This window comes from Falsiroseomonas sp. (assembly GCF_051859025.1).
In the GTDB taxonomy this organism is placed as follows: domain Bacteria; phylum Pseudomonadota; class Alphaproteobacteria; order Acetobacterales; family Acetobacteraceae; genus Falsiroseomonas.
Window position 1 is genome coordinate 71,120 of record NZ_JBHYGL010000002.1, and the last position, 24,228, is coordinate 95,347.

Sequence of the window (24,228 nt, forward strand, 5' to 3'; positions counted from 1 at the left end):
TGGGTGTCCCGCACCCCGATCATCCCCGAACCGGAACCCTGGCGGAGTTGCCATGACCTTCCCGCAAGGCCTGCCCGCGCTGGAGCGCCTGGTGGCGCGCGAGCTTGCCCAGACCGCCTTCCCGACCGCCCCCTGGGTGGCGCCCCTGGTCGCGCCCGATGGGGCGGAGGCGCTGGACTGCGCCATCATCGGCGGCGGCCAGTACGGCCTGGCGCTGGCCGGCCTGCTCAAGCGCGAATGCGTGACGCGCATCGCCGTCTTCGACGCGGCGCGGGCGGGGCTGGAAGGCCCCTGGATGAACTTCGCGCGGATGCAGATGCTGCGCACGCCGAAGGATCTGGCCGGCCCGGAATGCGGCCTGCCATCCCTGACCTTCCGCGCCTGGTGGGAAGCCCAGCACGGGGAGGCCGCGTGGGAAGCGATGTACCGCATCCCCCGCACCGCCTGGGCCGCCTACCTCACCTGGTTCCGCCGCGTGCTGGACCTGCCGGTGCGCAATGGCTGGCGGCTGCGGGAGATGCAGCCGACGGCCGATGGCACGCTGATCGGCCTGCTGTTCGAAACGCCGGATGGCCCGCTGCTGCGCCACGCCCGCAGCGTGGTGATGGCGACCGGCACCGGCGGGGCCGGCGGCTACGCCATCCCCGATGCCATCGCCCGCGCCCTGCCGCCCGGCCGCGTGGTGCATGCGAATGACATCCTGGACCTCGGCGCCTTCGCCGGTGAACGGGTGGGCGTGCTGGGTGCGGGGGCGACGGCCTTCGATGTCGCCATCGCGGCGCTGCAGGCTGGCGCGACGCGCGCGGAGGTCTGCGTGCGGCGGCCCGAATTGCCGCGCGACAATCCGCGGCGCTGGATGGAAAGCGCCGGGCACCTGGCCCACTACGTGGACCTGCCCGATGCCGCGAAATGGGCCTATGCGACCCGGCTGCGCCAGATCGGCCAGCCGCCGCCGCAGCCCACCTTCGATGCCGCGATGGCCCAGCCCGGCTTCCGGCTGCGCACCGGCATGCCCTGGGACCAGCTGCGCTGGACGGGCGGCGAGATCATCGTGGAAGGCAATGGCAAGCGCCTGGTCTTCGACCGGCTGGTCGTCGCCACCGGCTTCACGGCCGACATGACGCTGAGATCCGAATACGCCGCGCTGCTGCCGCATGCCGCGCTGTGGCGGGACCGCTTCACGCCGCCGGCGGAACAGGCGGATGCCAGGCTCGGGCGGCAGCCCTACCTCGACCGCTTCGGCGGCTTCACGGAAAGGCTGCCGGGGGCGGCGCCGTGGCTCGGCCGCGTCTTCACCATCACCAACAACGCCTCGCTCAGCCTGGGGCCGGTCGCGGCTTCGATCAGCGCCATGAAATACGTGGCGCCGCGGCTGGTGGAAGGCGTCAAGCGCCGGCTGTTCCTGGACCAGCAGGAAAGCGACTGGGCCTGGTTCCTGGGCGGCGACCACGCCGAGCTCGCCCCGTTCAATCTCCCGGAGACCGTAGCCGCATGAGCGACACCCGCATCATCGCCCTGGTGCCGGAAGCGGCGACCGCGGAAGCCCTGGCGTCCTTCGGCACGCTGGTGGAGCCGGGGGAGGACGGCACGCCCTTCGGCCCCGCCGATGCGCGGCTGGAACTGGGTCGCGGCACGCCGCGGCTCTACATCATGCGGCTGGTGAAGCGCCCGATGCTGGTGCGGGGCATCACGCGCCACACGCGCGTGACGCAATGCCTGGCCGCGACGATGGGCGGGGAGTGGTTCATCGGCCTCGCGCCGGCGGGCGATCCCGACCTGCCCGATGCGAAGCCCGACCCGGCCGCGATCCGCGTGTTCCGCATCCCCGGCGACAAGGCGCTGGCCCTGCATCGCGGCACCTGGCATGCGGGGCCGTTCTTCGAGGCTGAGACCCAGGATTTCCTCAACCTGGAACTGGCGGACACCAATGAGGTGGACCACCACACCGTGCGCCTCGATGCCGAATTCGGCGTTGCCTTCGCGATCACGCCGTGATGCGCGACCACGGGCGCTACGCCTATTCCGCCATCGCGCAACGGCCGGCCTGGGACTGGCCGGGGGGCCGGCGCCTGGCGGTGTTCATCGCGGTGAACCTCGAAGCCTTTCCCTTCGCGGAGGGCATGGGCATCCCGCTGGTGAACCCGCTGCCGGAACCCGATGTGCAGAACTACGGTTTTCGTGATTGGGGCAACCGCGTCGGCGTCTGGAACCTGCTTGATTCGCTGGACGAATACGCGCTGCCCGCCGCGGCGCTGATGAACACCGCCATCTACGATTCATGCCCACCCGTCGCCAAGGCCTTCCGCGCGCGGGGCGATGAGGTGGTGGGCCATGGCCGCACCAATGCCGAGCGGCAATGCGACATGGATGAGGCGACGGAGCGCGCGATGATCGCCGAATGTCGCGCGCGCATCGCGGCGGAGGAAGGCGCGGCGCCCCGCGGCTGGATGGGCCCCTGGGTGGCGGAGACGCATGTGACGCCGGACCTGCTGGCGGAGCAGGGCTTCGACTATGTGATGGACTGGACGCATGACGACCAGCCGACGCGGCTGGCGACGCGGGGTGGGCGTTCGCTCATCACCGTGCCGTATTCGCGGCCGACGAATGACATCCCCATCCTGCATGCCGCCAAATGGCCCCCCGCCGCCTGGGCCGATGCCCTGATCGACCAGTTCGAGGAGCAGCGGCGACTCTCGAAAAGATGGCCGCTGACCTTCAACCTGTCGCTGCATCCCTTCCTGGTGGGCCATGCCTTCCGGCTGAAGCACCTCCGCCGCGCCTTCGCGCATATCGCGCAGGCGCGGGAGGAGGTGTGGCTCTGCCGGCCCGGCGACATCGCGCGCCACGCCGCGACGGTGGTGTGAGGCATGGATTTCGAATGGGCCCTGTTCGTGCAGAGTCTGCCCGCGCTGGCGCGCGGCGCGGCGACGACGGCGGAACTGGCCATCGTCTCGATCTGCGGCGGGCTGGTGCTGGGGCTGATGGGCGGGCTCGCGCGGGTTTCCGGCATCGCGCCGTTGAACGCGCTCGCGCTGTTCTGCGTGACGCTGTTGCGCGGCGTGCCGCTGCTGGTGACGATGCTGTTCTTCTACTACGGGCTGCCCTCGCTCGGCCTGCTGATGGAGGCGAAGACCGTCGCGATCCTGGCGCTGTCGCTGACCAACGGTGCCTATGTGACGGAGATCGTGCGGGCCGGCATCCAATCCATCGATCGCGGGCAGATGCGCGCGGCGCGCTCGCTCGGCATGGGATGGCCGCTGGCGATGCGGCGGATCGTGCTGCCGCAGGCGCTGCGGCGCGTGCTGCCGCCGATCGGGAATGAGGCGATCACGCTGCTGAAGAACACGGCGCTGGTCAGCGTCATCGCCATCCCGGATCTGCTGCGGGCGGGGACGGACATCATGACCTGGCAGGCCAATACCTTCAGCCCCTTCGCGGGCGTGGCGCTGATGTACCTGATGATGACCCTGCCGCTGGTCTGGCTGGTGGCGCGGCTGGAATCCCGCTGGAGGGTGGCATGAGCGCGGTGCTGTTCCGGGGCGCCACGCTGCTGCGCGGCGGCGATGACTGGGCGCCGGTGGCCGGCGCGGACCTGCTGCTGCGCGACGGCGTCGTGGCCGAGGGGCCGGTTGATGGCGCGTCGGTGGTGGAGGCATCGCACCTGCTGATGCTGCCGGCCTTCGTCAACGCCCATACCCATTCGCCCGAAGCCCTCGCACGCGGGCGGGCGCCGATGGCGCGGCTGGATGACTGGCTCGCGGTGGAATACGCCGATGGCCAGGATGCGCTGCCCGCTTCGCGCATCCGCCAGGCCATCCTGATCAGCTGCGCTGAGGCGATCCGCGGTGGCGCGGTGCAGGTGACGGACCATTTCCGCCAGATCCCGCCGAGCGTGGAAAGCGTGGCCGCGGCGGCCGCTGCCTGGGCGGAAGGCGGCATCCGCGCGCGGGTGGCGATGATGCTGCGCGACCTGCCCTCGCCCTCCGCCAGCTTCACGCCGCCGAGCACGGCGGAAGCACTGGCGGTGGCGGCGGCGCTGCTGCGCGATCCGCCGCCGGGCGCGATGGTGGGGCTCGGGCCTTCGGCGCCGCAGCGCTGCAGCGACGAATTGCTGCGGGGTGTGGCGGGGCTGGCGGAGCGATACGGTGCCTTCGTGCACCTCCATCTCTGCGAGACGGCGAAGGATGCGGTGGATTGTCGCGCGCGGGCGGGCGGCGATGATCCCGTGGCCTGGCTGGAACGCCTCGGCCTGGCGGGTGCCCAGGTGGAATACGCGCATTGCGTCCATCTGGGGGACGCCGAACTGGACCGGATGGCGGCGCGTGGCACGACGATGGTGCACAACCCGCTGGCCAATCTGCGCCTCGGCAGCGGGATCGCGCCCGTGGCGCGCGGGCTAGCGCGCGGCGTGAAGATGCGCGTGGGATCGGACGGCCCCGGCAGCAACGACACGCAGGACATGCTGGAAGCCGCGAAATTCGCCATGCTGCTGCCCCGCGCGGGCCGGCCCGACGCGGAATGGCCGACGCCGGCGCAGACCCTGGCGATGGCGACCGGCGGCCATGCGCTGGTGCCTGGCGCGCGGGCGGATGTGATCGCCTTCGACCTCCGCGCCGCCGCCTTCGCTGGCGCCCGGCCCGATGAGATCGCGGCGCGGCTGCTGCTGGCGGCGCGGCCGCGCGACCTGAAGCATGTGCTGCGGGATGGCGCCTTCCTGATGCGTGACGGCGCGCTGCTGCCGCCCGCGCTGGCGGCGCTGCCATGACCGCGATTGCCGTCCGCAACCTGCACAAATCCTATGGCGCCACGCCAGTGCTGCGCGGCGTGGACCTGACCGTGGCGAAGGGGGAGACGGTCTGCGTCATCGGCCCCTCCGGCAGCGGGAAATCGACGCTGCTGCAATGCCTGAACGGGCTGGAGCCCTTCGAGAGCGGGGAGGTGGTGGTCGCCGGCCAGTATATCGGCTGGGGCCGCGGTGGCGCCCGTATCCCCGAACGGGACATGACCTTCGCGCGCCGGCGCATCGGCATCGTCTTCCAGCAATTCAACCTGTTCCCGCACATGACGGCGCTGGCCAACATCATGGAGGCGCCCGTGCAGGTGCTGAAGCGGCCACGGCCGGCGGTGGAGGCGGAGGCCCGGGCGCTGCTGGCGCGCGTCGGCCTGGCGCACAAGGCGGATGCCTATCCCGCCGATCTGTCGGGCGGGCAGCAGCAGCGCGTCGCCATCGCGCGCGCGCTGGCCATGCAGCCGGAGGTCATGCTGTTCGACGAGGTGACCTCCGCCCTCGATCCCGAACTGGTCGGCGAGGTCCTGGCCGTGATGCGCGGCCTGGCGGAGGACGGGATGACCATGCTCGTCGTGACGCATGAGATGGGCTTCGCCCGCGAAGCGGCGGACCGCGTCATCTTCATGGATGGCGGGCTGGTCGTGGAACAGGGCCCGCCCGCCGATGTGCTGGGCCGCCCGCGGGAAGCGCGGACGCGTGAATTCCTCGGCCGCGTCCTGCGCGCCGATGCCATCGACGCATGACAGGAACACAAACCATGGACCGCTTCCGCCTGACCCGCCGCACGCTGCTGGCAACAACCCTCGCGACGCCGGTGCTGGCGCAGGAGGGTGACACGCTCGCCAAGGCGCGCGCCGCGGGGGTGCTTGTGGTCGGCAATGGCGGCGCCTTCCCGCCCTTCGAATTCATGGAGAATGGGCGCCTCACGGGCTATGACGTGGACCTCGGCGAGGAACTCGGCCGGCGCATGGGCTTGCGCATCCAGTGGCAGGTGATCGCCTTCGCCGGGCTGATCGCGGGCCTCACCTCCGGCCGCGTGGATTGCCTGATCACGGCGATGGCGTGGACGCCGGAACGGGCGGAGCGCATCGCCTTCTCCACCCCCTACTACAAGACCGGCATCGCGGCCGGGTATCGCCCGGGGCTGGCAATCGACCGGCCGGAGGATCTGGCGGGGCGCATCGTCGGCGTGCAGGTCGGCACGTCGGGCGAGCAGTTCGTCCGCCAGCACCACGCCAGCCGCGTCAGGGAGATCCGCGTCTACAACGAATTCCCGCTGGCGCTGCAGGATCTGGTGGTGGGGCGGGTGGAGGCGGTGGTGAACACCCAGCCCGTGCTGCGCTGGAACATCGCGCGCAACACCCGCGTGCGGCTCGGCGTCTCCCCGGTCTGGGATGCGCGCGATGTCGGCATCAATACGCGGCATCCGGATGTGGCGCTGATGGCGGAGATCAACCGGCACCTGGCGGCCATGCAGGCGGATGGCTTCCTGCCGGGGCTGGACCAGAAGTGGTTCGGCCAGGCCGGCTGATGCTTCCGGAGCGCGTCGCAGTCGTGATAGTCTGGGTCTGCCCTGGTGAGCCGGATGATCGGGCCTGGGCGACATGGCGCGGCGGTGTCCCGAAGGGGGTGTCTTGCCGCGCGCCCGTCGCCAGGAGCTGACCCGCAGGCCATGGATGCGCTGCCCTCCCATCACCTGATGCCGCTGGCGGATGCCGGGGCGCGGCTCTCGCTGCTGGCGGAGCGCGTGGCGTGGGAGCTTTCGACGCTGGCCTATCCCGCGCGGGACTGGGTGCGGCCGCGTGGCGACGATGTGCGCGATGCGGTGGTGGTGGGCGGCGGGCAATGCGGCCTGGCGCTGTCCTTCGCGCTGCGGCGCGCTCGCGTGACGAAGACCGAGGTGCTCGACGCCGGCGCCCCCGCCGGCATCTGGCTGCGCTTCGCCCGGATGCACACGCTGCGCACGCCGAAGCATGTGACGGGGCCTGAACTCGGGATCCCATCGCTCTCCGTCCGCGCCTGGTTCGAGGCGCGCTACGGCGAGCCCGCCTGGGCGGCGCTCACGAAAATCCCGCGCGCGACCTGGCAGGCCTATCTCGACTGGCTGCAGGGCGTGCTGGAACTGCCGGTGACGCCGGGGTGGCGGGTCAGCGCGGTGGCGCCCGAAGCCGATGATCTTCTGTCGGTGATGGCGGAGCGCGAGGACGGCACGCGAGCGCGCTGGCTGGCGCGGCATGTGGTGCTGGCGACGGGGGTGGATGGCGCGGGCGAATGGCGGGTGCCGGATATCGTCACGCGATCCCTGCCGGCGGATCGCCATGCCCATACCGCGCAGCCCATCGATTTCGCGGCGCTGGCGGGGCGGCGGGTGGCGGTGCTGGGTGCGGGGGCCTCGGCCTTCGACAATGCAGCGATGGCGCTGGAACACGGGGCGGCGCGCGTGGATCTGCTGGCGCGCAGGGCGGCGCTGCCGGCGGTCAATCCCTATCGCTGGATGGAGTTTTTCGGTTTTCTCCACCATTTCGCCGACCTGCCGGATGCGCAGAAATGGCGCTTCATGCGGACCATCTTCGGCATGAACCAGCCGCCACCGCAGGAGACATTCTCCCGCTGTGCCGCGCATGCGGCGTTCCATCTGCACCTCGGCGCGCCGGTGCGGACGCTGCGCATGGAGGGCGACGCGATCGCCATCAACACGCCCCATGGCACCATCGCCGCGGATTTCCTCATCGTCGGCACCGGGCTGGTGGTGGAGCCCGCTTTACGGCCGGAACTCACCGCCGCCGCGCCGTTCATCGCGCGCTGGCGGGACCGCTACGCGCCGCCGGTGGGGGATGAGGATGCCGCGCTCGGCGCCTTCCCCTACCTCACCGGCGATTTCGCCTTCACGGAGCGTGTGGCGGGCCAGGCGCCATGGCTCAGTCGGCTCCGCTCCTCCTCCTTCGCCGCCATGGTCAGCACGGCGTCATCGGGCGGCATCTCCACGCTGCGGCCCAGCGTGGATCGCATCGCGCGCGGCATCACGCGCGACCTGTTCCTGGACCAGGCGGAGGCCGACCACGCGGCGCTGGTCGCCTATGACGAACGCGAATTGACCGATCTGCGGCTTGCATCCGAAGGGACACGGCCATGGTGAAGGACGGTGCGACCCACCTGCGCAGCCTGCGCGATGCGCGCAGCATCTTCATCGACGGGCGGCGCGTCGCGGATGTCACGACGGACCCCGCCTTCGCCGTCGCCGTCGCCTCCGCGGCCTCGCTCTATGACCTGCAGGCCGAGGACCCGGAGGGCATGACCTTCGACCTCGGCGATGGCACGCGCACGGGCCTGGCCTGGATGCTGCCGCGCAACCATGGCGATCTGGTGCGTCGTCGTCGCGCGATGGAACGGATCGCGGCGCGGAGCTGCGGGATGATGGGGCGAAGCCCGGACCACGTCGCCTCCACTTTTGTGGGCTTCATGGCGGGGCTGCACGCCTATGACGCGCGGGGCAGGGCGGCGCTGGCGGGCTATTTCGACCAGGCACGCCGCGCCGACCACTGGCTCGCCTACGTCATCATCAACCCGCAGGCGGACAAGTCGAAGCAGGCGCGCGACCAGCCGGGCGGGGACCTTGTCGCCCGCATCGTGGATGAGGACACCGGCGGCATCACCATCCGCGGCGCCAAGATGCTGGCGACGGCCGGCGTGATGGCGAATGAGATCATGGTCTCCGGCATCGTCGCCCTGATGCCGGGGGATGAGCCCTACGCCTTCACCGCCGTCACGCCGCTGGCGACGAAGGGCCTGAAGCTGGCATCGCGGCGCAGCTACGAAGCCGCGGCGAGTTCCGTCTTCGACTATCCGCTGTCGTCCCGCTTCGATGAGAATGATGCCCTCGTCTTCTTCGACGATGTGAAGATCCCCTGGGACCGCGTCTTCGTGCACCGCGACCTCCGCATGATGCAGGCGCAGTGGCATGAGACACGGGCGCATGTGATGCAGAACCACCAGTGCATCGTGCGGCTTTCGGTCAAGCTGCGCTTCCTGCTTGGCCTCGCGCACCGCATCGCGGAAACCAACGGCATCCTGGGCTTCCCCCAGACGCGGGAGACGCTGGGCCTGCTGGCCGCCAAGGCGAGCAGCATCGAGGCGCTGGTCATCGCCATGGAATCGCAGGGCGAGGATTTCTTTGGCACCTTCGTGCCCGACCGCAGGCTGCTGGCTTCCGCGCAGGTGATCGCACAGACGACCTACCCCGAATTCATCGACGCGATCCGCGGGCTGTCGGGCGGCGGGCTGGTGATGCTGCCCTCCTCGGCCGCGGATTTCGACGGCGGCGAGATCGAGCACATGATCCAGGCCAGCCAGCGTTCCCCGGTGGCGGGCAGCGAGGAGCGGGTGAAGCTGATGAAACTCGCCTGGGATGCGATCGGATCGGAGTTCGGATCGCGACACCTGCAATACGAAATGTTCTACTCTGGTCCGCAATTCGCCATCCGCGGCAATTCCTACCGCTTCCACGATTGGACAGGACCCAAGGCCATGGTGCAGGGCTTCATGGACAGCTACGGGCTCGATCGCCCGGATGCGAAGGCGGCGGCGGAATGACGCCCGCCGAGATCAGGGCCTCCGCCTTCGTCGGGCATGGCGATGTGCGGGTGGAAGGCGCGGCGGAAGGGCCGCTTGCGGGCCTCACCTTCGCGGTGAAGGACCTGTTCGACGTGGCCGGCACCATCAGCGGCTGGGGCAACCCGGACCGGGTGGAACAGACACCGCCTTCCGCCACCACGGCCAGCGCGCTGCTGCCGGCACTCGCCGCCGGTGCGACCATGATCGGCAAGACCCATACCGATGAGATCGCCTGCGGGCTGTTCGGGGAGAACCCGCATTATGGCGCGCCGATCAACCCGGTGGCGCCGGACCGCGTGCCGGGCGGTTCCTCCTCCGGCTCCGTCGTCGCGGTCGCCGGCGGGTTCTGTGACTTCGCCTTCGGCACGGATACCGGCGGTTCGGTCCGGGTGCCGTCCAGCTTCTGCGGCGTCTTCGGCATTCGCACCTCGCATGGCCGCGTCTCCACCGCCGGGCTGATGCCGATGGCGCCGAGCATCGACACAGTGGGCTGGTTCGCGCGCGATGCGGCGCTGCTGCGGAAGGTCGGTTCGCTGTTCTTCGGCGACGCGCCCGCCACCACGCCGCGGCTGCTGTTCGCGGAAGACGCCTTCGCCATTCCCGGGCCGGTGCTGGGCGATGTGATGCGCGATGCCGCGGCGAAGCTCGGCCCGATGCAGGCCGTGCACGCCTATGGCGAATGGGGCCACGGCTATTGGCTGGAGACCTTCAAGCCGCTGCAACTCGGCGAACTCTGGGCGACGCATGGCAGCTGGGCGACGGCGCCGGGGCGGCGCCTCAGCCCCGCGGTGCGGGACCGCATCGCGCTGGCCTCCACCGTGCCGGCGGCCGATATCGCCGCGGCCTGGGTGCGGCGGGAGAAGCTGTCGGAACACATCCGTGCGCTGCTGGGCCATGACGGCATCCTGGTGATCCCGACGGCGCATGACCTGCCGCCGCTGCGCAACGCGCCCGTCTCCGCGCAATTCGCCTTCCGCGACAACACGCTGGCGCTGACCTGCATCGCGAGCCTCTGCCGCCTGCCGCAGGTGAACATCCCGGCGGGCACGCTGGATGGCGTGCCCTTCGGCCTGTCGCTGGTGGCAGCGCCCTACCAGGACGTGATGCTGCTCGCGGCGGCGGAAACCCTGGCTCCCGCGCTGTCGTGACGACGCTGCTGGTCACTGGCGGCTTGGTCTGGGACGGTGCCACGGCGGCGCCGCGCGACCTGCTGCTGCAGGGCGGTCGGATCGCGGCGCTGCTGTTGCCGGGCGAAGGGCCCGCGGGCGTGCCCCGCTTCGATGCGCGGGATCGCCTGGTGCTGCCGGGCCTGGTGAACGCGCATACCCATGGCCACGCCACACTCATGAAGGGGGTGGCGGATCGGTGGATGCTGGAATCCTCCCTGACCAATGGCGCCTGGATGGGCGGGCAGCGGTCGATCGACATCATCCGGATTTCCACCCTGCTGGGCGCGGTGGAGATGCTCGAGGCCGGCTGCACGGCCTGCTACGACCTGTTCTTCGAATTCCCGCGGCCGAGTGCCGAGGGGCTGGCGACGGTCGCTGGCGCCTATGCCGAGGCGGGGATGCGGGCGTTGGTGGCGCCGATGGTGGCGGACCGCGCGTTGTTCGAGGTGCTGCCAGGCTTCCTGGAGACGCTGCCGGACGATCTGCGAGGGCAGGCGGCGGCGTTTCGCCTGGCCCCGGCAGCGCAGACCCTGGCCGCGCTGCGCGACGCATTCGGCGCCGTGACGCCGCCGCCGGGCATCGCCTTCGCCCTGGCGCCGACCATCCCGCACCACTGCACGGATGAGTTCGTGACGGGGTGCCGGGACCTCGCGGCATCCCGTGGCCTGCGGCTGCACATGCATGTCGCGGAATCGCGGTTGCAGGCGCTGATCGCGCGGCGGCTGTGGGGCACGGGGCCCGTGCATCACATCGCCCGCCTCGGCCTGCTGGGGCCGCATTTCACGGCGGCGCATGCGGTGTGGCTCGGCAGTGATGAGCTGGACCTGCTGGCACGGCACGGCGCGACCGTCGCCCATATGCCGGCCAGCAACATGCGGCTTGGCGCTGGTGTCGCCTCCATTGCCGCCATGCGGGCGCGGGGCGTCACGGTCGGGCTCGGCACGGATGGGTGCAATTCCGCGGACAGCCTGGACATGGCGGAGGCGATGCGGCTGGCATCGCATCTGTCGCGGCTGAGGGACGTGCCGCGTGATGAGTGGCTGGCGGCCGCGGATGTGCTGTGGATGGGCACGGAGGGCAGCGCGGCGGTGCTGGGGATCGAGGGCGGGCGGATCGCGCCGGGGCTGCCGGCGGATCTCGCGCTGCTGGATCTCGGCCACCGCGCCTTCGTGCCGCTGCATGACGCGGCGAACCAGGCCGTGACCTGCAACGTCGCCGGCGCCGTCCGCGAAGTCTTCGTCGCCGGCCGGCAGGTGGTGGCGGACGGGCGGTGCCTGGCGCCGGCCGCCGCCACGCTGCGCGACCGCGCGCGCGACGCGCTGGCGGAACTGATGGAGCGCCTGGCGCCATCGCGCGCCCTGGCCGCGCGGCTGGAGCCGCATGTCGTGACCTATGCCGAACGGGAGGGACGCGCGGCCCTGCCCTTCGCGCGCAAGATTCCCGTGGAGGATCGCCCCGCATGACCACGCCGCTTCGCCTCACCATCGGCGTTTCCGATTGCGACCGCGCCCGGGCGCTGGCGGAGGGCCGCGTTGCCATCGCGGGCGTCGCGGCGGAGACAACGGTGATGCCGTTGCAGCCGCTGTTCAACCTGCAGATGACCAGCCACCAATTCGATTGCTGTGAATTCCCCGTCGCTACCTGGCTGCGGCATTTCGACCGGCCCTCGCAGGATTACGTCGGCATTCCCGTGTTCCCATCACGGCATTTCCGCTTCTCCTGCGTCTATGTGAACAAGGCGAAGGGGCTGACGAAGCCGGCGGACCTCGCGGGCAGGCGCGTTGGCGCGATGGTGTGGGACATGGCGGCGGCGGTCTGGCTGCGCGGCATCTTCGCCGAGTACTACGACCTGCCCGTCGCCGCGCCGATCTATGTGAATGCGGGGCTGAACGCGCCTCGTGCCGGGGAGGATCATCCGCAGGATTATCCGCCGTGCGTGACGATCGAGCATGTGACGGACAAGTCGCTGTCCGAGATGCTGGAGAGCGGCGAGATCGACGCGATCTACACCGCCCGCGCACCGGACAGTTTCTTCAGTGCGCCGGACAAGGTGGGGCGGTTGTTCGCCGATCCGATGGCGGCGGAGATCGAGTATTTCCAGCGCAGCGGCATCTTCCCGCCGATGCATCTGGTGGCGGTGAAGAAGCCTATCGCCGAGGCGAATCCCTGGCTGCCGCGGGCGCTGCATGATGCCTTCGCGGAATCGCAGCGCCAGTCCCGGCTGCGGCTGCATGACAGCGCGACGCTCGCCTTCGGTCTGCCCTTCCTGGTGCAACAACTGGAGGAGACGGAGCGCGTCCTGGGCGCGGATTTCTGGTCCACCGGCTTCGCCGCCAACCGCCACGTCTTCGCGACGCTGATCCGCTACATGCGCGACGAGGGTCTGCTGAAGCGCGACCTGGCGCCGGAGGATCTGTTCCCCGCTTCGCTCCTGGAAACCTGATCGATGGTCACCACCGATGACCGCGTCACGCGCGTGCGGGAATCCGCGCAGAAGTTCCGCGCGCCCTTCACGCTGGATCCCTCGCTGGCGCTGTATTGTCCGCAGGATAATGTGGACAGCCTCACGCAGCCGCGGATCAGGGCGTGGTTCGACTTCGTCGGGCGGGACTACAGCCCCGCGCTGCCGGATGTGCCGCGCCGCGTGCTGCTGCTGCTGCCGTGTACGCGAACGAAGCCCTACATCCTGTCCACCGAGCACAAGCGCATCAATGCCGCGCTGATCGCCGCGGGCTTCGTGCCGATGGCGCCGGCCGATCCGACTCTGCTGGCGTTGCGGGAGGAGGGGGAGAGCGAGGCGCTGTTCAGCCTGGCGCCGCTGCTGCATCCCGATGGCATCATGGTGCATCGCGCGGTCATCAGCGAACCGCTGGGCCTGGTGCCCTATGAGCACATGCTGGCCTATCCCGGCGGCGTTTCGCCCGCCGTGCTCTATGACGATCCCGGCCTGTTCGAGGAGCGGGGCAATGCGGTCTCCCCCTGGCGGGCGGACCATACTGCCGTGCGGGTCAGTGCCACGCGGTGGAAGTGGGGGCCTTCGGAGAAGCGCGCCTATGTGGTGATGCACAACGAGATGGCGCGGGTGGTGGCGGAGGCCTTGGCGCGGTTCGGCGGCGTCTATACGCGGCGGATCAGCTGGGTGGCGCCGGGCCTCACGCATCGCAGCTTCGTGGTGGCGAAGGGGCAGCGGGCCGCGCATGGCATCGTCGCGCAGCGCCAGGTGGGGGCGGAGAGGCTGCCGCTGGTGGGTGCCAATGACCTGCTGCCGGAGGGGCTGCGCCTGACCGCCCTGCCGACGCGGGAGCAGTGCCAGGATGCCCTGGCGCGCCTGGCGTCGCGGTTGGGCAGGACGCCCGCCGAGGCCGCCGGCCATTTCGGCCGCGGCGGTGGCGACGCTACACCCCTCGCGCTGCCGGAGCTTCTGGAGGATCTACTGGCGGCGCTGCGCGCCAATTGATGGTGGTGCAGGAGGCCCCTGCCTCACGCTGCCGCCGCAGGCGGTCAGCCTGCCGGGGTTTCAGGCGCAGCGCCCCTGAGGACGCCTTACGTCTCCAGCATCCGCCGCAGCAGTTCCACGTCTTCCGCGAAGGCGCTGTCCGCCTGCATGAGTTCCGCCACGCGGCTGACCGCGTGCATCACCGTGGTGTGGTCCCGCCCGCCGAAGCGGCGGCCGATTTCCGGCAGGGACCGGCTTGTGAGCTGCTTGGCCAGGTACATCGCCACCTGCCGCGGCCGGGCCACGTTGCGGGCGCGGCGTGGGGAGGACATGTCGGTCAGGCGGATGTTGTAGTGTTCCGCGACGCGCTTCTGGATTTCCTCGATCGTCACGCGGCGGTCATGGGCGCGGAGGATGTCGTGCAGCACTTCCTGCGCGCCTTCCAGCGTCACGGGCCGGCCGAACAGGTTCGCATGGGCGATCAGGCGGTTCAGCGCGCCTTCCAGTTCACGCACGTTGGACGTGATCTTGTGGGCGAGGAATTCCATCACCTTGGGTGGCACCGGCACGCCCTGGCTCTGTGCCTTGGCCTGCAGGATGGAGATGCGGAGTTCGTAGGTGGTGGCGTGCAGGTCGGCGACCATGCCGCAGCCGAGACGGGTGCGGAGGCGATCCTCGATGCCGGAGAGGTCGGAGGGCGACTTGTCCGCGCTCACGATGATCTGCTTGCCGGCGTCCACCAGGGCGTTGAAGGTGTGGAAGAATTCTTCCTGCGTGTTGTCCTTGCCGATCAGGAATTGCAGGTCGTCGATCAGCAGCACGTCGACGCTGCGCAGGCTTTCCTTGAATTCCATCGTGGACTGGGACCGCAGCGCCGCGATGAAGCGGTACATGAACTTCTCGGCCGACATGTAGGCGACGGAGAGTGGCGGGCGGCCTTCGGCGGCGCCGATCTCCCGGATCGCCCAGGCGGCGGCATGCATCAGGTGGGTCTTGCCCAGGCCGACGCCGCCATAGAGGAACAGCGGGTTGAAGCCCGGGCTGGCCGGCTTTTCCGCCACGCGGCGGGCGCAGGCATAGGCGAATTCGTTGGGCTTGCCGACGACGAAGGTGTCGAAGGTGAAGCGCGGGTCGAGCGGCGCGGTCCAGTCGCTGCGCGGATCGTTGGGGCGAACCTCCGCGGCGGGCGCGGCGCGGCCGAGCGGCTCCGCCAGCCCGGTGGGTGCCTCGGCGGGTTCGGCGGCGCGGGGTGGCGCGGGGCGCGGCGGCTGGCGCGGTGCCTCCATGGCGGCCGGGGCGGCTTCCGGCGCGGGTTCGGCGGCACGGGGTTCCGGCGTCACGCGGAAGTCGATGCGGCGGATGGCGGGGATTTCCGCCTGCCACAGGGCGCGCAGGCGGTCGCCGTAATGCCCGCGAACCCAGTCGCGCAAGAAACGGGTCGGGAGGAGAACGATCACTTCTTCGCCCTGGATGGCGGAGAGGGTCATCTGGCGGAGCCAGGTGCGGTACTCGACCTCGCCCACTTCCTCACGCAGCCGGCCGCGGATGCGCGCCCATACCTCCGCCAGCTGGGCCGGGGGGGAGGGCGGAGACGACGGACCGACCGCATTCTCCATAGGACGCACCTGCCAACCTCATGGGCCCTGACGGGCAATGTCGATGTGAACTGCGTGCTGCGGAGGACCCGCCATGGGGGCAGTGGTGCGCGTTCCGGGGGGATGCACCCTGCTTCCCGGAAGCTACAGCGCCACGCTTGGCCCACGCAAATGATTACTGCACCCCGACCAAGTCATGATCATGAGGGTGAAAGTATTCAGTTTGAAACACAAAATTGAAGTCATGCATAATCGCCCGACAGCCGGCGCCTGTGATGCGCGCCGCCGGGTTGGATTACACGGGTCTGGAAAAGGGACGCCGCTTTGGCCGGCCGTTGCTGTCAACGGCCGGGCATGGCGGGTCTCAGGCCTGGGCGGAAGCGCCGATGGCCTTGATGCGCGCGGAAAGGCGCGACAGCTTGCGGGCAACGGTGTTGGCGTGGAACACGCCCTTGCCGGCCGCGCGCTGCATTTCGGGCTGCGCCGCCTGGAAGGCCGTCGCCGCCGCCGTCTTGTCGCCGCCGGCAATCGCCAGCTCGACCTTGCGGAGGAAGGTCCGGACCCGCGACTTGCGGGCGCGGTTGCGCTCCGTGCGCTTCTCGGTCTGACGGATGCGCTTGCGCGCGGAGGCCGTGTTCGCCATGGGTTGCTGTATCTGACCAGTCGGGATGTTTCGGGAGCCTCCGGGCGGACCCATCGGCGAAGGCGCGGTTTCTATCCCCCGGGCGTTGTCCGAGTCAATGGACGGACGTCACGCGGGGGCAAGAGGGGGGCAACAGGGCGGTCACGCTTCGGTCCTGACCGCCCCGGTTCAGGTTATCGGTTCGTGAAGGACGGCTTCCGCTTCTCGGCGAAGGCGGACATGCCTTCCTTCTGGTCTTCCGTCGAAAACAGGCTGAGGAACAGGCGCCGTTCGAAACGCACGCCTTCGCGCAGCGTCGTCTCATAGGCCACGTTGATCGCTTCCTTCGCCATGGCGACGGAGGGGGCGGAGAGGCTGGCCATCTTCTCCCCCATCTTCACGGCTTCCGCGACCAGGTCGGCCACCGGGACGATGCGGCAGACCAGGTTGGCGCGCTCGGCCTCCGCGGCATCCATCATGCGGCCGGTCAGCACCATCTCCATCGCCTTGGACTTGCCGATGGACCGCACCAGGCGCTGCGTGCCACCGGCGCCGGGGATGATGCCGAGGTTGATCTCCGGCTGGCCGAACTTGGCGTTGTCCGCGGCCAGGATCAGGTCGCACATCATCGCCAGTTCACACCCCCCGCCGAGGGCGAAGCCGGCCACGGCCGCGATGACGGGCTTCTGGATGGTGAGGACCGTTTCCCACCGCTTGCCGATGAAGTCGTCGAAATAGACGGCCGGGTAGGTCCGGTCCTTCATTTCCTTGATGTCGGCGCCCGCGGCGAAGGCTTTCGGGCTGCCTGTGATGACGATGGCGCCGACCGTGGGATCGGCATCGAAGCCGCGCAGCGCGTCGCCCAGTTCCGTCATCAACTGGTCGCAAAGCGCGTTCAGCGCCTGGGGCCGGTTCAGCGTGATGACGCCGACGCGGCCTTGGGTCTCGACCAGGATCATTTCGTAGGCCATGCGGCGACGCTCCCTTGGATGCTCCAAGGCGTAGCGCAGGACCGCCGGTGCCTCAACGTCGGTGCCCGGCCTGGGCTACCGCTGCGTCTTCCCGCAATAGAAGGTGCTGCGGCCGGACTGGACGATGCGCGCCACGCCCGCGCAGCCACTATCCGGCCCGGGACATAGCGGGCAGGGCTGGCCCTCCCGGTCATAGACGGCAAACCGGTCCTGGAACCGGCCCAGTTCGCCATCCGCCCGGACGTAGTCGCGGAGCGATGAACCGCCGGCGCCGATCGCCTCCTCCAGCACGGCCTTGATGGCCGGCACGAGCTTCGCCGCCCGGGCACCGGCGACGGTTTGGGCCAGGCGGCGGGGGGAGATGCCGGCGCGGAACAGCGCCTCCGCCACATAGATGTTGCCGAGGCCCGCCACCACGCCCTGGTCCAGCAGCGCGGCCTTGATGGGCGTCTTCTTGCCGGCCAGCGCGGCGGAAAGCGCGGCGGCGGTGAAATCGGCCTCCAGTGGCTCCGGCCCCATGCCGTCCAGCAGCTTGTGGCGGTCCTCCTGCCCCGTCGGCATCAGGTCCACGCAGCCGAAGCGGCGGGGGTCCACGAAGCCGACCCGCGTGCCGTCATCCGTCTCCATGAACAGGTGCTCATGGGCTTCCGGTGGCCCGTTATGGCCGCGGGCGTCCGAGAACCGGCCGGTCGGGCCCATCCAGGGCACGGGCGGGCCCTCCATCGGCCGGGCCACCATGCGGCCGGACATGCCGAGGTGGATCAGCAGGCTCTCCGCCGTGTCCAGCCGGGCCAGCATGTACTTGCCCCGGCGCCGGAACCCCACCACCCGAGCGCCGGTCAGCCTCTCCCCCAGCCGGGGCGGGAAGGGCCAGCGCAGATCGGGGCGGGTGGTCTCGGCGCGGATGATCCGGCGGCCTTGCAACACGGCCGCCAGCCCCCTCATCACCGTCTCCACCTCCGGCAATTCCGGCATTTTTTCTCCAGGCTGCCGCCGTCAGGCGGCAAAGCGGGGCGCTTGCTTGCCGGGGGCTGGCGCAAGTTGCAAGGTAGGCTGATGACCGACACGACCGATTTCGGGTTCCGGGAGGTTCCCCGCGACCAAAAGGCCAGCCTGGTGCGCCAGGTGTTCGAAAGCGTGGCCCCGCGCTACGACCTGATGAACGACCTCATGTCGCTCGGCATCCACCGGGTCTGGAAGCGCATCTTCGTCAACGCCATCGGCGCCTCGAAGCGGGAGACGCTGCTGGACCTGGCCGGCGGCACCGGGGACATCGCCTTCGGCGCGCTGGCCGGCGGCGCGAAGCGGGTGATCCTGACCGATGTGAACCCCGCCATGCTTGAGGTCGCCCAGAAGCGGGCGCTGGACCGCGGCATCGTGGAAGGCCTCGACTACGCGGTGGTGGATGCCGAACACATCCCCCTGCCGGACCGCAGCGTGGAGAAGATCTCCATCGCCTTCGGCCTGCGCAACTGCACGGACAAGGACGCCGTGCTGCGGGAAGCGCGGCGCGTGCTGCGGCCCGGCGGGCGCTTCCACTGCCTGGAATTTTCCCGCGTGGAGATCGCGCCGCTGGCGAGCATCTACGACACCTGGTCCTTCAAGGTCCTGCCGGAGATCGGTGCGCGCGTCGCCAATGACCGGGACAGCTACGAATACCTGGCGGAGAGCATCCGCCGCTTCCCGGACCAGGAAACGCTGTGCGAAATGATGCGCGCGGCGGGGCTGGAACGGGTGGCGCACCGCAACCTCTCGGGCGGGATCGTCGCGATCCATACGGGATGGCGGCTGTAGGAGCCGAAGCGCGAGTCCGTGCTGCCTTCGCGCGGCAGGGATTCATGCGCAACCTCGATGCGCGGATGGTGGAACTGTCCGCCGGGCACTGCGCCATCGAATGCGCCTTCCGCGACGATCTGACCCAGCATCACGGGTTGTTCCATGCGGGGGTGCTGACGGCGCTGGCCGACAATGCCTGCGGCTTCGCGGCCCTGTCCCTGATGCCGGAAGGGGCGGAGGTGCTGAGCGTGGAATTCAAGACCAGCTTCCTCCGCCCCGCCGCCGGCATCGCCGTGGTGGCCCGGGGTGAGGTGGTGAAGCCCGGCCGCACGCTGACCTTCTGCCGCGCCGATATCTTCGCGCGCGATGCGGCGGGGACGGAGGCGCTGGTGGCGACCATGATGGCCACCATGATCCGTTCCGCACCGGAGCCCCGCTGATGTCCCGCATCCTCCTGGTCGTCTCCGGCAGCGTCGCCGCCTACAAGGCGCTGGAACTGACGCGGCTGCTGCGGAAGGCGGGGCATGAGGTCTCCCCCATCCTCACCGCCGGCGGCGCCCGCTTCGTGACGAAGGAAGCGCTGGCCGGCATCTCCGGCGCGCGGGTGCATGACGATCTCTGGGCGGCGGAGGCGGAGATCGGCCATATCCGCCTGGCGCGCTGGCCGGATCTGGTGCTGGTGGCGCCGGCCTCGGCCAACATGATCGCGCGCATGGCGAATGGCCTGGCGGATGACCTGGCCTCCACCGTGCTGCTGGCGACCCGCGCGCCGGTGCTGGTGGCGCCGGCGATGAACCCGGCCATGTGGGCCCACCCTGCGACGCAGGCGAACATGGTGGCGCTGCGCACGCGCGGCGTGGCGGTGGCGGGGCCGGAGGAGGGGGCGATGGCGGAGCCCGAGAGCGGCCCCGGCCGCCTGGTGGAACCCGCCACGCTGTTCGCGACGATCGAGGCGATGCTGGCGGACGGCCCGCTGAAGGGCCGCCACGTCATCGTCACCAGCGGGCCGACGCAGGAAGCCATCGACCCCGTCCGCTACATCGCCAATCGCAGCAGCGGCAAGCAGGGCCATGCCATCGCCGCGGCGCTGGCCGCACTTGGCGCGCGCGTCACGCTGGTCAGTGGCCCCGTCTCCCAGCCCGATCCCGCCGGCGTGACGGTGAAGCGCATCGAAAGCGCGCGCGACATGCTGGCGGCGGTGGAGGCGGCGCTGCCGGCCGATGCCGCGATCTTCGCCGCCGCCGTCGCGGATTTCAGGCCCGATGCCGCGCCGACGCAGAAGATCAAGAAGGAACCCGGCGCGCCGCCGCCGGAGATCCGCCTGGCCCTGAACCCGGACATCCTCGCGACCGTCGCGCAGCACACGACACAACGCCCCCGCCTGGTGGTCGGCTTCGCGGCGGAGACGGAGAAGGTCGTGCAGCACGCCACCGCCAAGCGGCTGCGCAAGGGCTGCGACTGGATCGTGGCCAACGACGTCTCCGGCGATGTCATGGGCGGCGCGGAGAATGCCGTGCACCTCGTGACCGAAGCGGGTGTCGAGGATTGGCCGCGCCTGCCGAAGGAGGAAGTGGCCAGGCGCCTGGCCGCGCGCGTGGCGGACGCGCTGGGCTGACGCCGCCTTCCAGTCAAACGATGCATCGGGTCTCGCCAGGGCGTATCCTGGCCCCCATCTGCGATGCGCAACGAGGATCTCTCCCCATGCTTCCAGCCTTCCCCCGCCAAGGGCCCGCCCCTCATGCCGTCTGACGCGCCGGCCATCGAGACCCTGTCCCCCGTCGACCAGAAGGAGTTCCGTGGCGGCATGGCGCTGCTGGCGGCCGCGGTGAACCTCGTCACCACCGGCGGCCCGGCCGGGGAGGGCGGGTTCACCGCCTCCGCCGTCACCAGCGTGACGGATGATCCGGCGACGCTGCTGGTCTGCGTGCGTAGGGCCGGGTCCGCCACGCCGCTGGTGCGCGCGAATGGCGTGGTCTGCGTCAATACGCTCTCCGCAGGGCAGGAAGCGCTGTCCAGCGCCTTCGGCAGCAGCACCGGCACGCTGGCGGACCGCTTCGCGCTGGGCGAATGGACGAAACTGGTGACGGGCGCGCCGGTGCTTCAGGGCGCCATCGCCAATTTCGACTGCCGCATCGCGCAGGTGACGGAAGTGGGCACCCACAGCGTGCTGTTCTGCCAGGTGCTGGCCGTGCACACGGTGCCGGATGCCGCGCCCCTGCTGTATTTCAACCGCGCCTACCGCACGGTCTGACCGCGTCATGGCGCAGGACATCGCCGCGCGGCTGGAGGGCTTGGCCGCCGCGCTGCCGCGCCGCTACCCCGGCCCGGGCGGCGCCATCGCCGTGCTGCGCCAGGGCGAGGTGCTGCTGCGCCATGCCTGGGGATTCGCCAATGCCGAACGGCGAATCCCCTTCACGCCCGGCAGCCTGTTCCGCCTGTGCTCCATCACCAAGCAGTTCACCTGCGCGGCGATGCTGGCGGCGCTGCCCGATCCGGGGCGGCTCAACCCCGCCATCCGCGCGCGGCTGCCGCGCCTTGCGGGTGCGGTGCCGGATGTGCTGCACCTCGCGCACAACCAGTCGGGGCTGCGGGACTACTGGGCCGTCGCGATGCTGCACGGATCCCCGGTGGAGGCCCCCTTCGGGGACGCGGAAGCCGCGCGCGTCATCGGGGCCACGCAATCCCTGCACTTCGCGCCGGGCACCCGCTATTCCTACGTCAACCAGAATTTTCGCCTGATATCCGACGCCTTGCAGGATGTGACCGGGCGCGGCTTCGCGGAATTGCTGCGCGACCACGTCTTCCATCCCGCCGGCATGGGCAGTGCGATGCTGGCGGCCGATACGCGCGCCATGCCGGACGGGACGGAGGGCTATGAGGGCTCCGTCGCCACCGGCTTCCGCGCGGCGGCGAACCGCATCCTCTGGACCGGCGATGCCGGAATGGGTGCCAGCCTCGACGACATGATCGCCTGGGAACGGCACATCGACGCGACGCGCGACGATGCCGGTTCGCTCTACAACCGCCTTTCCGCGCCGGTTGCCTTCGCCGATGGCCCGGCGGCGCCCTACGGCTTCGGGCTGGGCCGCGGGCGTGAATTCGGCCGGGCGACCACAGGCCATGGCGGGGCGCTGCGGGGCTGGCGCAGCCATCGCCTGCATGTGGCGGCCGACCGCATCTCCGTCGTGGTGATGTTCAACCACCTCTCCGATGCCCATGCCGCCGCGCTGGACGCGCTGGCGGCGGTGCTGGGGGAGGCGCGGCCCACCGCCGCCGCCTGGCCCATGCCGGCGTGGCTCGGCGCCTACCAGGACCCGGAGACCGCGCTGTCCGTCCGCATCGATGAAGCCGGCCCCGGCCAGCTGCGCCTGCGCTTCGGCCATTCGGCGGAACGGCTGGAGATGCGGGAGGATGGCAGCGCCGATAACGGGCGCACCCGGCTTTGCATGAGCGAAGCGGGCCTGCGCATGGAACGGCCGCAGGAGAACCAGGTGGCGCTGCTGCGCCCCTCCGCGGGGAATGCGGCGCCCGATATCGCCGGCGAATACCGCTGCGCGGAACTGGACGCGGTGCTGACCATCCTCGATGCCGGCGGTGTCCCCCACGGCGCCTTCAGCGGCTTCCTGGGCCAGGGGCGGATGGAGGCGCTGGAGCCCGTCGGCCCCGATCTCTGGGTGCTGCCCTGCCCGCGCGCGCTGGACCATACGCCGCCCGGCGACTGGTCGCTGGCCTTCCGCCGCGACGCTTCGGGACGGGCGGCGGGCGTGACGGTGGGGTGCTGGCTGGCCCGGGGGCTTGCCTATGACCGCGTGAACTGAGGGGGAACCGATCCGCCTGCGGGCGTTACGGGGGCTTCTGTTGGCTTCCGGGACTTTCGCATGTCGGCTTCCACCACTACCACCACCGGCACCACGGCAGGCTTCGCCACCACCGTCTCCACCCTCGCCGCGCTGCTGCTGGGCTATGCCAGCATGCAGATGGGCAACACGCTGCAGGGCACGCTGCTCGGCGTCCGCGGCAATATCGAGGGCTTCGACGCCGCCATCATCGGCTTCGTCGGCGCCGCCTTCTGGGGCGGCGTCGTCGTGGGATCGCTGCGCGCGGGTTCGCTGATCCGCCGTGTCGGTCACACGCGCACCTTCGCGGCGCTCGCCGCCATCGCCTCCACCGCCGCGCTGCTGCACCTGCTCGTGATGCATCCGATTGCGTGGATCGCGACGCGTGCGCTGACAGGCTTCTGCTTCGCGGGCCTGTTCATGACGGTGGAGAGCTGGCTGAACGCGGAAGCCACCGCCGCCAATCGCGGCCGCGTCCTCGGCCTCTATGGCATGGCGGGGCTGGTCGCGGGCATTGGCGGGCAGCTGCTGCTGACCCTGGTCGATGCCGGCGGCTTCACGGCCTTCTGCATCGTCGCGGTGCTGATCTCCCTCGCCCTGGTGCCCATCGCCGTTTCGGGCGCCAGCGCGCCGGGCCAGGCGGTGGGGGAGGCGCGGATCGACCTTCTCCGCCTCTATCGCGGATCGCCCTTCGGCGTGGTGGCGGCGGCCCTGTGCGGCTTCACCACCGCCAGCTTCTTCGCGCTGGCGCCGCTGCTGCTGGCCAATGGCGGCATGGCGGGCAGCGGCATCGCCTTCGTCATGGCGAGTGCCACGCTGGGTGGCTTCCTGATGTCCTGGCCGATGGGAAGGCTGTCCGACCGCATCGACCGGCGCATCGTCGCCGTTTCCATGGCCGGCGTGGCCGCCGTGGTGGTGCCGCTGCTGGTGAATCTGGTGCCGGAGGGTTCGGGCCTGCCCCTGATCTGTGTGTGCGCCGCCATCTTCGGCGCCAGCGTGATGCCGACCTACGGCATCGTCGCCGCGCATGTGAACGACACCGTCTCGCCCGGCGACTACGTCTCCGCCGCCGGGGGGCTGCTGGTGCTGCAGGGGCTGGGCGCGACGCTGGGGCCGATCATCGCCGGCGCCGCCATGTCGGCCGCGGGGGCGCAGGGGCTCGCCTTCGCCATGGCCGCCGCGCAGGCGCTGGTGCTGGCCTGGGGCCTGTGGCGGATGCGCCAGCGCCCCGCGCCGCCGCAGGAGGAGAAGGGCAGCTTCGCGCTCGCGCCTGCCGTGCCGGTCGGCACCGCCCTGCATCCGGAGACCGGGAGCGAGGAGGCTGGGGGCCAGCAGGCGATGGCTGCCGCGGGGCCCGGCGCCGATGGAGGCCCGGGGCGCCGTCTGCCATAAGGCGCCACGGGCCGCGCGGCGCGGCCGCTTG

The 24,228-nt window shown here is 70.6% G+C and carries 23 protein-coding genes; 19 read left to right on the forward strand and 4 right to left on the reverse strand.

From position 1 onward, the window contains the following. The first annotated feature begins 52 nt into the window (after window positions 1-52). The 13 genes from ACTIE5_RS05640 (at window position 53) to ACTIE5_RS05700 (ending at window position 14,026) form a co-directional block, all read left to right on the forward strand. Window positions 53-1,495 (forward strand): FAD/NAD(P)-binding protein, encoded by a 1,443-nt coding sequence (locus ACTIE5_RS05640; protein ID WP_439548731.1) that lies wholly within the window; start codon window positions 53-55, stop codon window positions 1,493-1,495. Next, the gene (locus ACTIE5_RS05645) at window positions 1,492-1,995 is read left to right on the forward strand and encodes an ureidoglycolate lyase (RefSeq protein WP_439548732.1); all 504 of its coding nucleotides are present in this window, start codon (window positions 1,492-1,494) and stop codon (window positions 1,993-1,995) included. The genes ACTIE5_RS05640 and ACTIE5_RS05645 overlap by 4 nt, the downstream gene beginning before the upstream one ends. Beyond that, on the forward strand, window positions 1,995-2,864 hold the full coding sequence (locus ACTIE5_RS05650) for a polysaccharide deacetylase (RefSeq protein ID WP_439548733.1): 870 nt from the start codon (window positions 1,995-1,997) through the stop codon (window positions 2,862-2,864). The genes ACTIE5_RS05645 and ACTIE5_RS05650 overlap by 1 nt, the downstream gene beginning before the upstream one ends. A gap of 3 nt (window positions 2,865-2,867) precedes the next feature. After that, a complete protein-coding gene (locus tag ACTIE5_RS05655) occupies window positions 2,868-3,521 on the forward strand; it encodes an amino acid ABC transporter permease (RefSeq protein WP_439548734.1) in 654 nt (217 codons plus the stop codon). Further along, a complete protein-coding gene (locus tag ACTIE5_RS05660; protein ID WP_439548735.1) occupies window positions 3,518-4,765 on the forward strand; it encodes an amidohydrolase family protein in 1,248 nt (415 codons plus the stop codon). Before ACTIE5_RS05655 ends, ACTIE5_RS05660 begins: the two co-directional genes overlap by 4 nt. Next, window positions 4,762-5,532 (forward strand): amino acid ABC transporter ATP-binding protein, encoded by a 771-nt coding sequence (locus ACTIE5_RS05665; RefSeq protein ID WP_439548736.1) that lies wholly within the window; start codon window positions 4,762-4,764, stop codon window positions 5,530-5,532. Before ACTIE5_RS05660 ends, ACTIE5_RS05665 begins: the two co-directional genes overlap by 4 nt. 14 nt (window positions 5,533-5,546) lie before the next feature. Then, window positions 5,547-6,320 carry an ABC transporter substrate-binding protein gene (locus ACTIE5_RS05670; protein WP_439548737.1) on the forward strand — a complete coding sequence of 258 codons (774 nt, stop codon included), beginning with the start codon at window positions 5,547-5,549 and terminating at the stop codon, window positions 6,318-6,320. Between the two features lie 141 nt (window positions 6,321-6,461). Continuing rightward, window positions 6,462-7,925 (forward strand): NAD(P)-binding domain-containing protein, encoded by a 1,464-nt coding sequence (locus ACTIE5_RS05675; RefSeq protein ID WP_439548738.1) that lies wholly within the window; start codon window positions 6,462-6,464, stop codon window positions 7,923-7,925. Beyond that, window positions 7,919-9,379: a 4-hydroxyphenylacetate 3-hydroxylase family protein gene (locus tag ACTIE5_RS05680; RefSeq protein WP_439548739.1), complete on the forward strand. Its 1,461-nt coding sequence runs from the start codon at window positions 7,919-7,921 to the stop codon at window positions 9,377-9,379. The genes ACTIE5_RS05675 and ACTIE5_RS05680 overlap by 7 nt, the downstream gene beginning before the upstream one ends. Beyond that, window positions 9,376-10,548: an amidase gene (locus ACTIE5_RS05685; protein ID WP_439548740.1), complete on the forward strand. Its 1,173-nt coding sequence runs from the start codon at window positions 9,376-9,378 to the stop codon at window positions 10,546-10,548. Before ACTIE5_RS05680 ends, ACTIE5_RS05685 begins: the two co-directional genes overlap by 4 nt. Beyond that, window positions 10,545-12,032, forward strand: coding sequence for an amidohydrolase family protein (locus ACTIE5_RS05690; RefSeq protein WP_439548741.1), 1,488 nt, complete (start codon window positions 10,545-10,547; stop codon window positions 12,030-12,032). The genes ACTIE5_RS05685 and ACTIE5_RS05690 overlap by 4 nt, the downstream gene beginning before the upstream one ends. Beyond that, entirely contained in the window at window positions 12,029-13,012 is a 984-nt protein-coding gene (locus ACTIE5_RS05695) for a hypothetical protein (RefSeq protein ID WP_439548742.1), read from the forward strand. Before ACTIE5_RS05690 ends, ACTIE5_RS05695 begins: the two co-directional genes overlap by 4 nt. A gap of 3 nt (window positions 13,013-13,015) precedes the next feature. Then, a complete protein-coding gene (locus ACTIE5_RS05700) occupies window positions 13,016-14,026 on the forward strand; it encodes a hypothetical protein (protein ID WP_439548743.1) in 1,011 nt (336 codons plus the stop codon). Between the two features lie 86 nt (window positions 14,027-14,112). On the opposite strand, the gene dnaA is transcribed toward ACTIE5_RS05700, so the two are convergent. From dnaA to mutM, 4 genes are all read right to left on the reverse strand, one after another. Beyond that, complete coding sequence (dnaA, locus tag ACTIE5_RS05705) at window positions 14,113-15,621, reverse strand: chromosomal replication initiator protein DnaA (protein WP_439548744.1); 1,509 nt, start codon at window positions 15,619-15,621, stop codon at window positions 14,113-14,115. A gap of 343 nt (window positions 15,622-15,964) precedes the next feature. Next, window positions 15,965-16,243, reverse strand: a complete 279-nt coding sequence (gene rpsT / locus ACTIE5_RS05710; RefSeq protein ID WP_439548745.1) for a 30S ribosomal protein S20 — start codon at window positions 16,241-16,243, stop codon at window positions 15,965-15,967. 173 nt (window positions 16,244-16,416) lie between these two features. Next, complete coding sequence (locus ACTIE5_RS05715; RefSeq protein WP_439548746.1) at window positions 16,417-17,193, reverse strand: enoyl-CoA hydratase; 777 nt, start codon at window positions 17,191-17,193, stop codon at window positions 16,417-16,419. A 75-nt stretch (window positions 17,194-17,268) separates the two neighbouring features. Continuing rightward, window positions 17,269-18,168, reverse strand: a complete 900-nt coding sequence (gene mutM, locus ACTIE5_RS05720) for a bifunctional DNA-formamidopyrimidine glycosylase/DNA-(apurinic or apyrimidinic site) lyase (protein ID WP_439548747.1) — start codon at window positions 18,166-18,168, stop codon at window positions 17,269-17,271. A gap of 81 nt (window positions 18,169-18,249) precedes the next feature. Between mutM and ACTIE5_RS05725 the strand changes: the two genes are divergently transcribed. The 6 genes from ACTIE5_RS05725 to ACTIE5_RS05750 all read left to right on the forward strand — a co-directional run bounded on the left by ACTIE5_RS05725 (window position 18,250) and on the right by ACTIE5_RS05750 (window position 24,197). Then, window positions 18,250-18,987, forward strand: a complete 738-nt coding sequence (locus tag ACTIE5_RS05725; RefSeq protein WP_439548748.1) for a class I SAM-dependent methyltransferase — start codon at window positions 18,250-18,252, stop codon at window positions 18,985-18,987. After that, window positions 18,975-19,409, forward strand: a complete 435-nt coding sequence (locus ACTIE5_RS05730) for a PaaI family thioesterase (protein WP_439548749.1) — start codon at window positions 18,975-18,977, stop codon at window positions 19,407-19,409. The genes ACTIE5_RS05725 and ACTIE5_RS05730 overlap by 13 nt, the downstream gene beginning before the upstream one ends. Continuing rightward, entirely contained in the window at window positions 19,409-20,584 is a 1,176-nt protein-coding gene (gene coaBC, locus ACTIE5_RS05735) for a bifunctional phosphopantothenoylcysteine decarboxylase/phosphopantothenate--cysteine ligase CoaBC (protein ID WP_439548750.1), read from the forward strand. Before ACTIE5_RS05730 ends, coaBC begins: the two co-directional genes overlap by 1 nt. A 123-nt stretch (window positions 20,585-20,707) precedes the next feature. Beyond that, complete coding sequence (locus ACTIE5_RS05740; protein ID WP_439548751.1) at window positions 20,708-21,220, forward strand: flavin reductase family protein; 513 nt, start codon at window positions 20,708-20,710, stop codon at window positions 21,218-21,220. 7 nt (window positions 21,221-21,227) lie between these two features. Next, window positions 21,228-22,787 (forward strand): D-aminopeptidase, encoded by a 1,560-nt coding sequence (locus ACTIE5_RS05745; RefSeq protein ID WP_439548752.1) that lies wholly within the window; start codon window positions 21,228-21,230, stop codon window positions 22,785-22,787. Between the two features lie 60 nt (window positions 22,788-22,847). Then, window positions 22,848-24,197 (forward strand): MFS transporter, encoded by a 1,350-nt coding sequence (locus tag ACTIE5_RS05750; protein WP_439548753.1) that lies wholly within the window; start codon window positions 22,848-22,850, stop codon window positions 24,195-24,197. The last annotated feature ends 31 nt before the right edge of the window (window positions 24,198-24,228 follow it).

Bases quoted from the DNA above. Each gene is read 5' to 3' on its own strand.
- ACTIE5_RS05640 (WP_439548731.1), top strand. From the start codon at position 53: ATGACCTTCCCGCAAGGCCTGCCCGCGCTGGAGCGCCTGGTGGCGCGC.
- ACTIE5_RS05645 (WP_439548732.1), top strand. From the start codon at position 1,492: ATGAGCGACACCCGCATCATCGCCCTGGTGCCGGAAGCGGCGACCGCG.
- ACTIE5_RS05650 (WP_439548733.1), top strand. From the start codon at position 1,995: ATGCGCGACCACGGGCGCTACGCCTATTCCGCCATCGCGCAACGGCCG.
- ACTIE5_RS05655 (WP_439548734.1), top strand. From the start codon at position 2,868: ATGGATTTCGAATGGGCCCTGTTCGTGCAGAGTCTGCCCGCGCTGGCG.
- ACTIE5_RS05660 (WP_439548735.1), top strand. From the start codon at position 3,518: ATGAGCGCGGTGCTGTTCCGGGGCGCCACGCTGCTGCGCGGCGGCGAT.
- ACTIE5_RS05665 (WP_439548736.1), top strand. From the start codon at position 4,762: ATGACCGCGATTGCCGTCCGCAACCTGCACAAATCCTATGGCGCCACG.
- ACTIE5_RS05670 (WP_439548737.1), top strand. From the start codon at position 5,547: ATGGACCGCTTCCGCCTGACCCGCCGCACGCTGCTGGCAACAACCCTC.
- ACTIE5_RS05675 (WP_439548738.1), top strand. From the start codon at position 6,462: ATGGATGCGCTGCCCTCCCATCACCTGATGCCGCTGGCGGATGCCGGG.
- ACTIE5_RS05680 (WP_439548739.1), top strand. From the start codon at position 7,919: ATGGTGAAGGACGGTGCGACCCACCTGCGCAGCCTGCGCGATGCGCGC.
- ACTIE5_RS05685 (WP_439548740.1), top strand. From the start codon at position 9,376: ATGACGCCCGCCGAGATCAGGGCCTCCGCCTTCGTCGGGCATGGCGAT.
- ACTIE5_RS05695 (WP_439548742.1), top strand. From the start codon at position 12,029: ATGACCACGCCGCTTCGCCTCACCATCGGCGTTTCCGATTGCGACCGC.
- ACTIE5_RS05700 (WP_439548743.1), top strand. From the start codon at position 13,016: ATGGTCACCACCGATGACCGCGTCACGCGCGTGCGGGAATCCGCGCAG.
- dnaA (WP_439548744.1), bottom strand. From the start codon at position 15,621: ATGGAGAATGCGGTCGGTCCGTCGTCTCCGCCCTCCCCCCCGGCCCAG.
- rpsT (WP_439548745.1), bottom strand. From the start codon at position 16,243: ATGGCGAACACGGCCTCCGCGCGCAAGCGCATCCGTCAGACCGAGAAG.
- ACTIE5_RS05715 (WP_439548746.1), bottom strand. From the start codon at position 17,193: ATGGCCTACGAAATGATCCTGGTCGAGACCCAAGGCCGCGTCGGCGTC.
- mutM (WP_439548747.1), bottom strand. From the start codon at position 18,168: ATGCCGGAATTGCCGGAGGTGGAGACGGTGATGAGGGGGCTGGCGGCC.
- ACTIE5_RS05725 (WP_439548748.1), top strand. From the start codon at position 18,250: ATGACCGACACGACCGATTTCGGGTTCCGGGAGGTTCCCCGCGACCAA.
- ACTIE5_RS05730 (WP_439548749.1), top strand. From the start codon at position 18,975: ATGGCGGCTGTAGGAGCCGAAGCGCGAGTCCGTGCTGCCTTCGCGCGG.
- coaBC (WP_439548750.1), top strand. From the start codon at position 19,409: ATGTCCCGCATCCTCCTGGTCGTCTCCGGCAGCGTCGCCGCCTACAAG.
- ACTIE5_RS05740 (WP_439548751.1), top strand. From the start codon at position 20,708: ATGCCGTCTGACGCGCCGGCCATCGAGACCCTGTCCCCCGTCGACCAG.
- ACTIE5_RS05745 (WP_439548752.1), top strand. From the start codon at position 21,228: ATGGCGCAGGACATCGCCGCGCGGCTGGAGGGCTTGGCCGCCGCGCTG.
- ACTIE5_RS05750 (WP_439548753.1), top strand. From the start codon at position 22,848: ATGTCGGCTTCCACCACTACCACCACCGGCACCACGGCAGGCTTCGCC.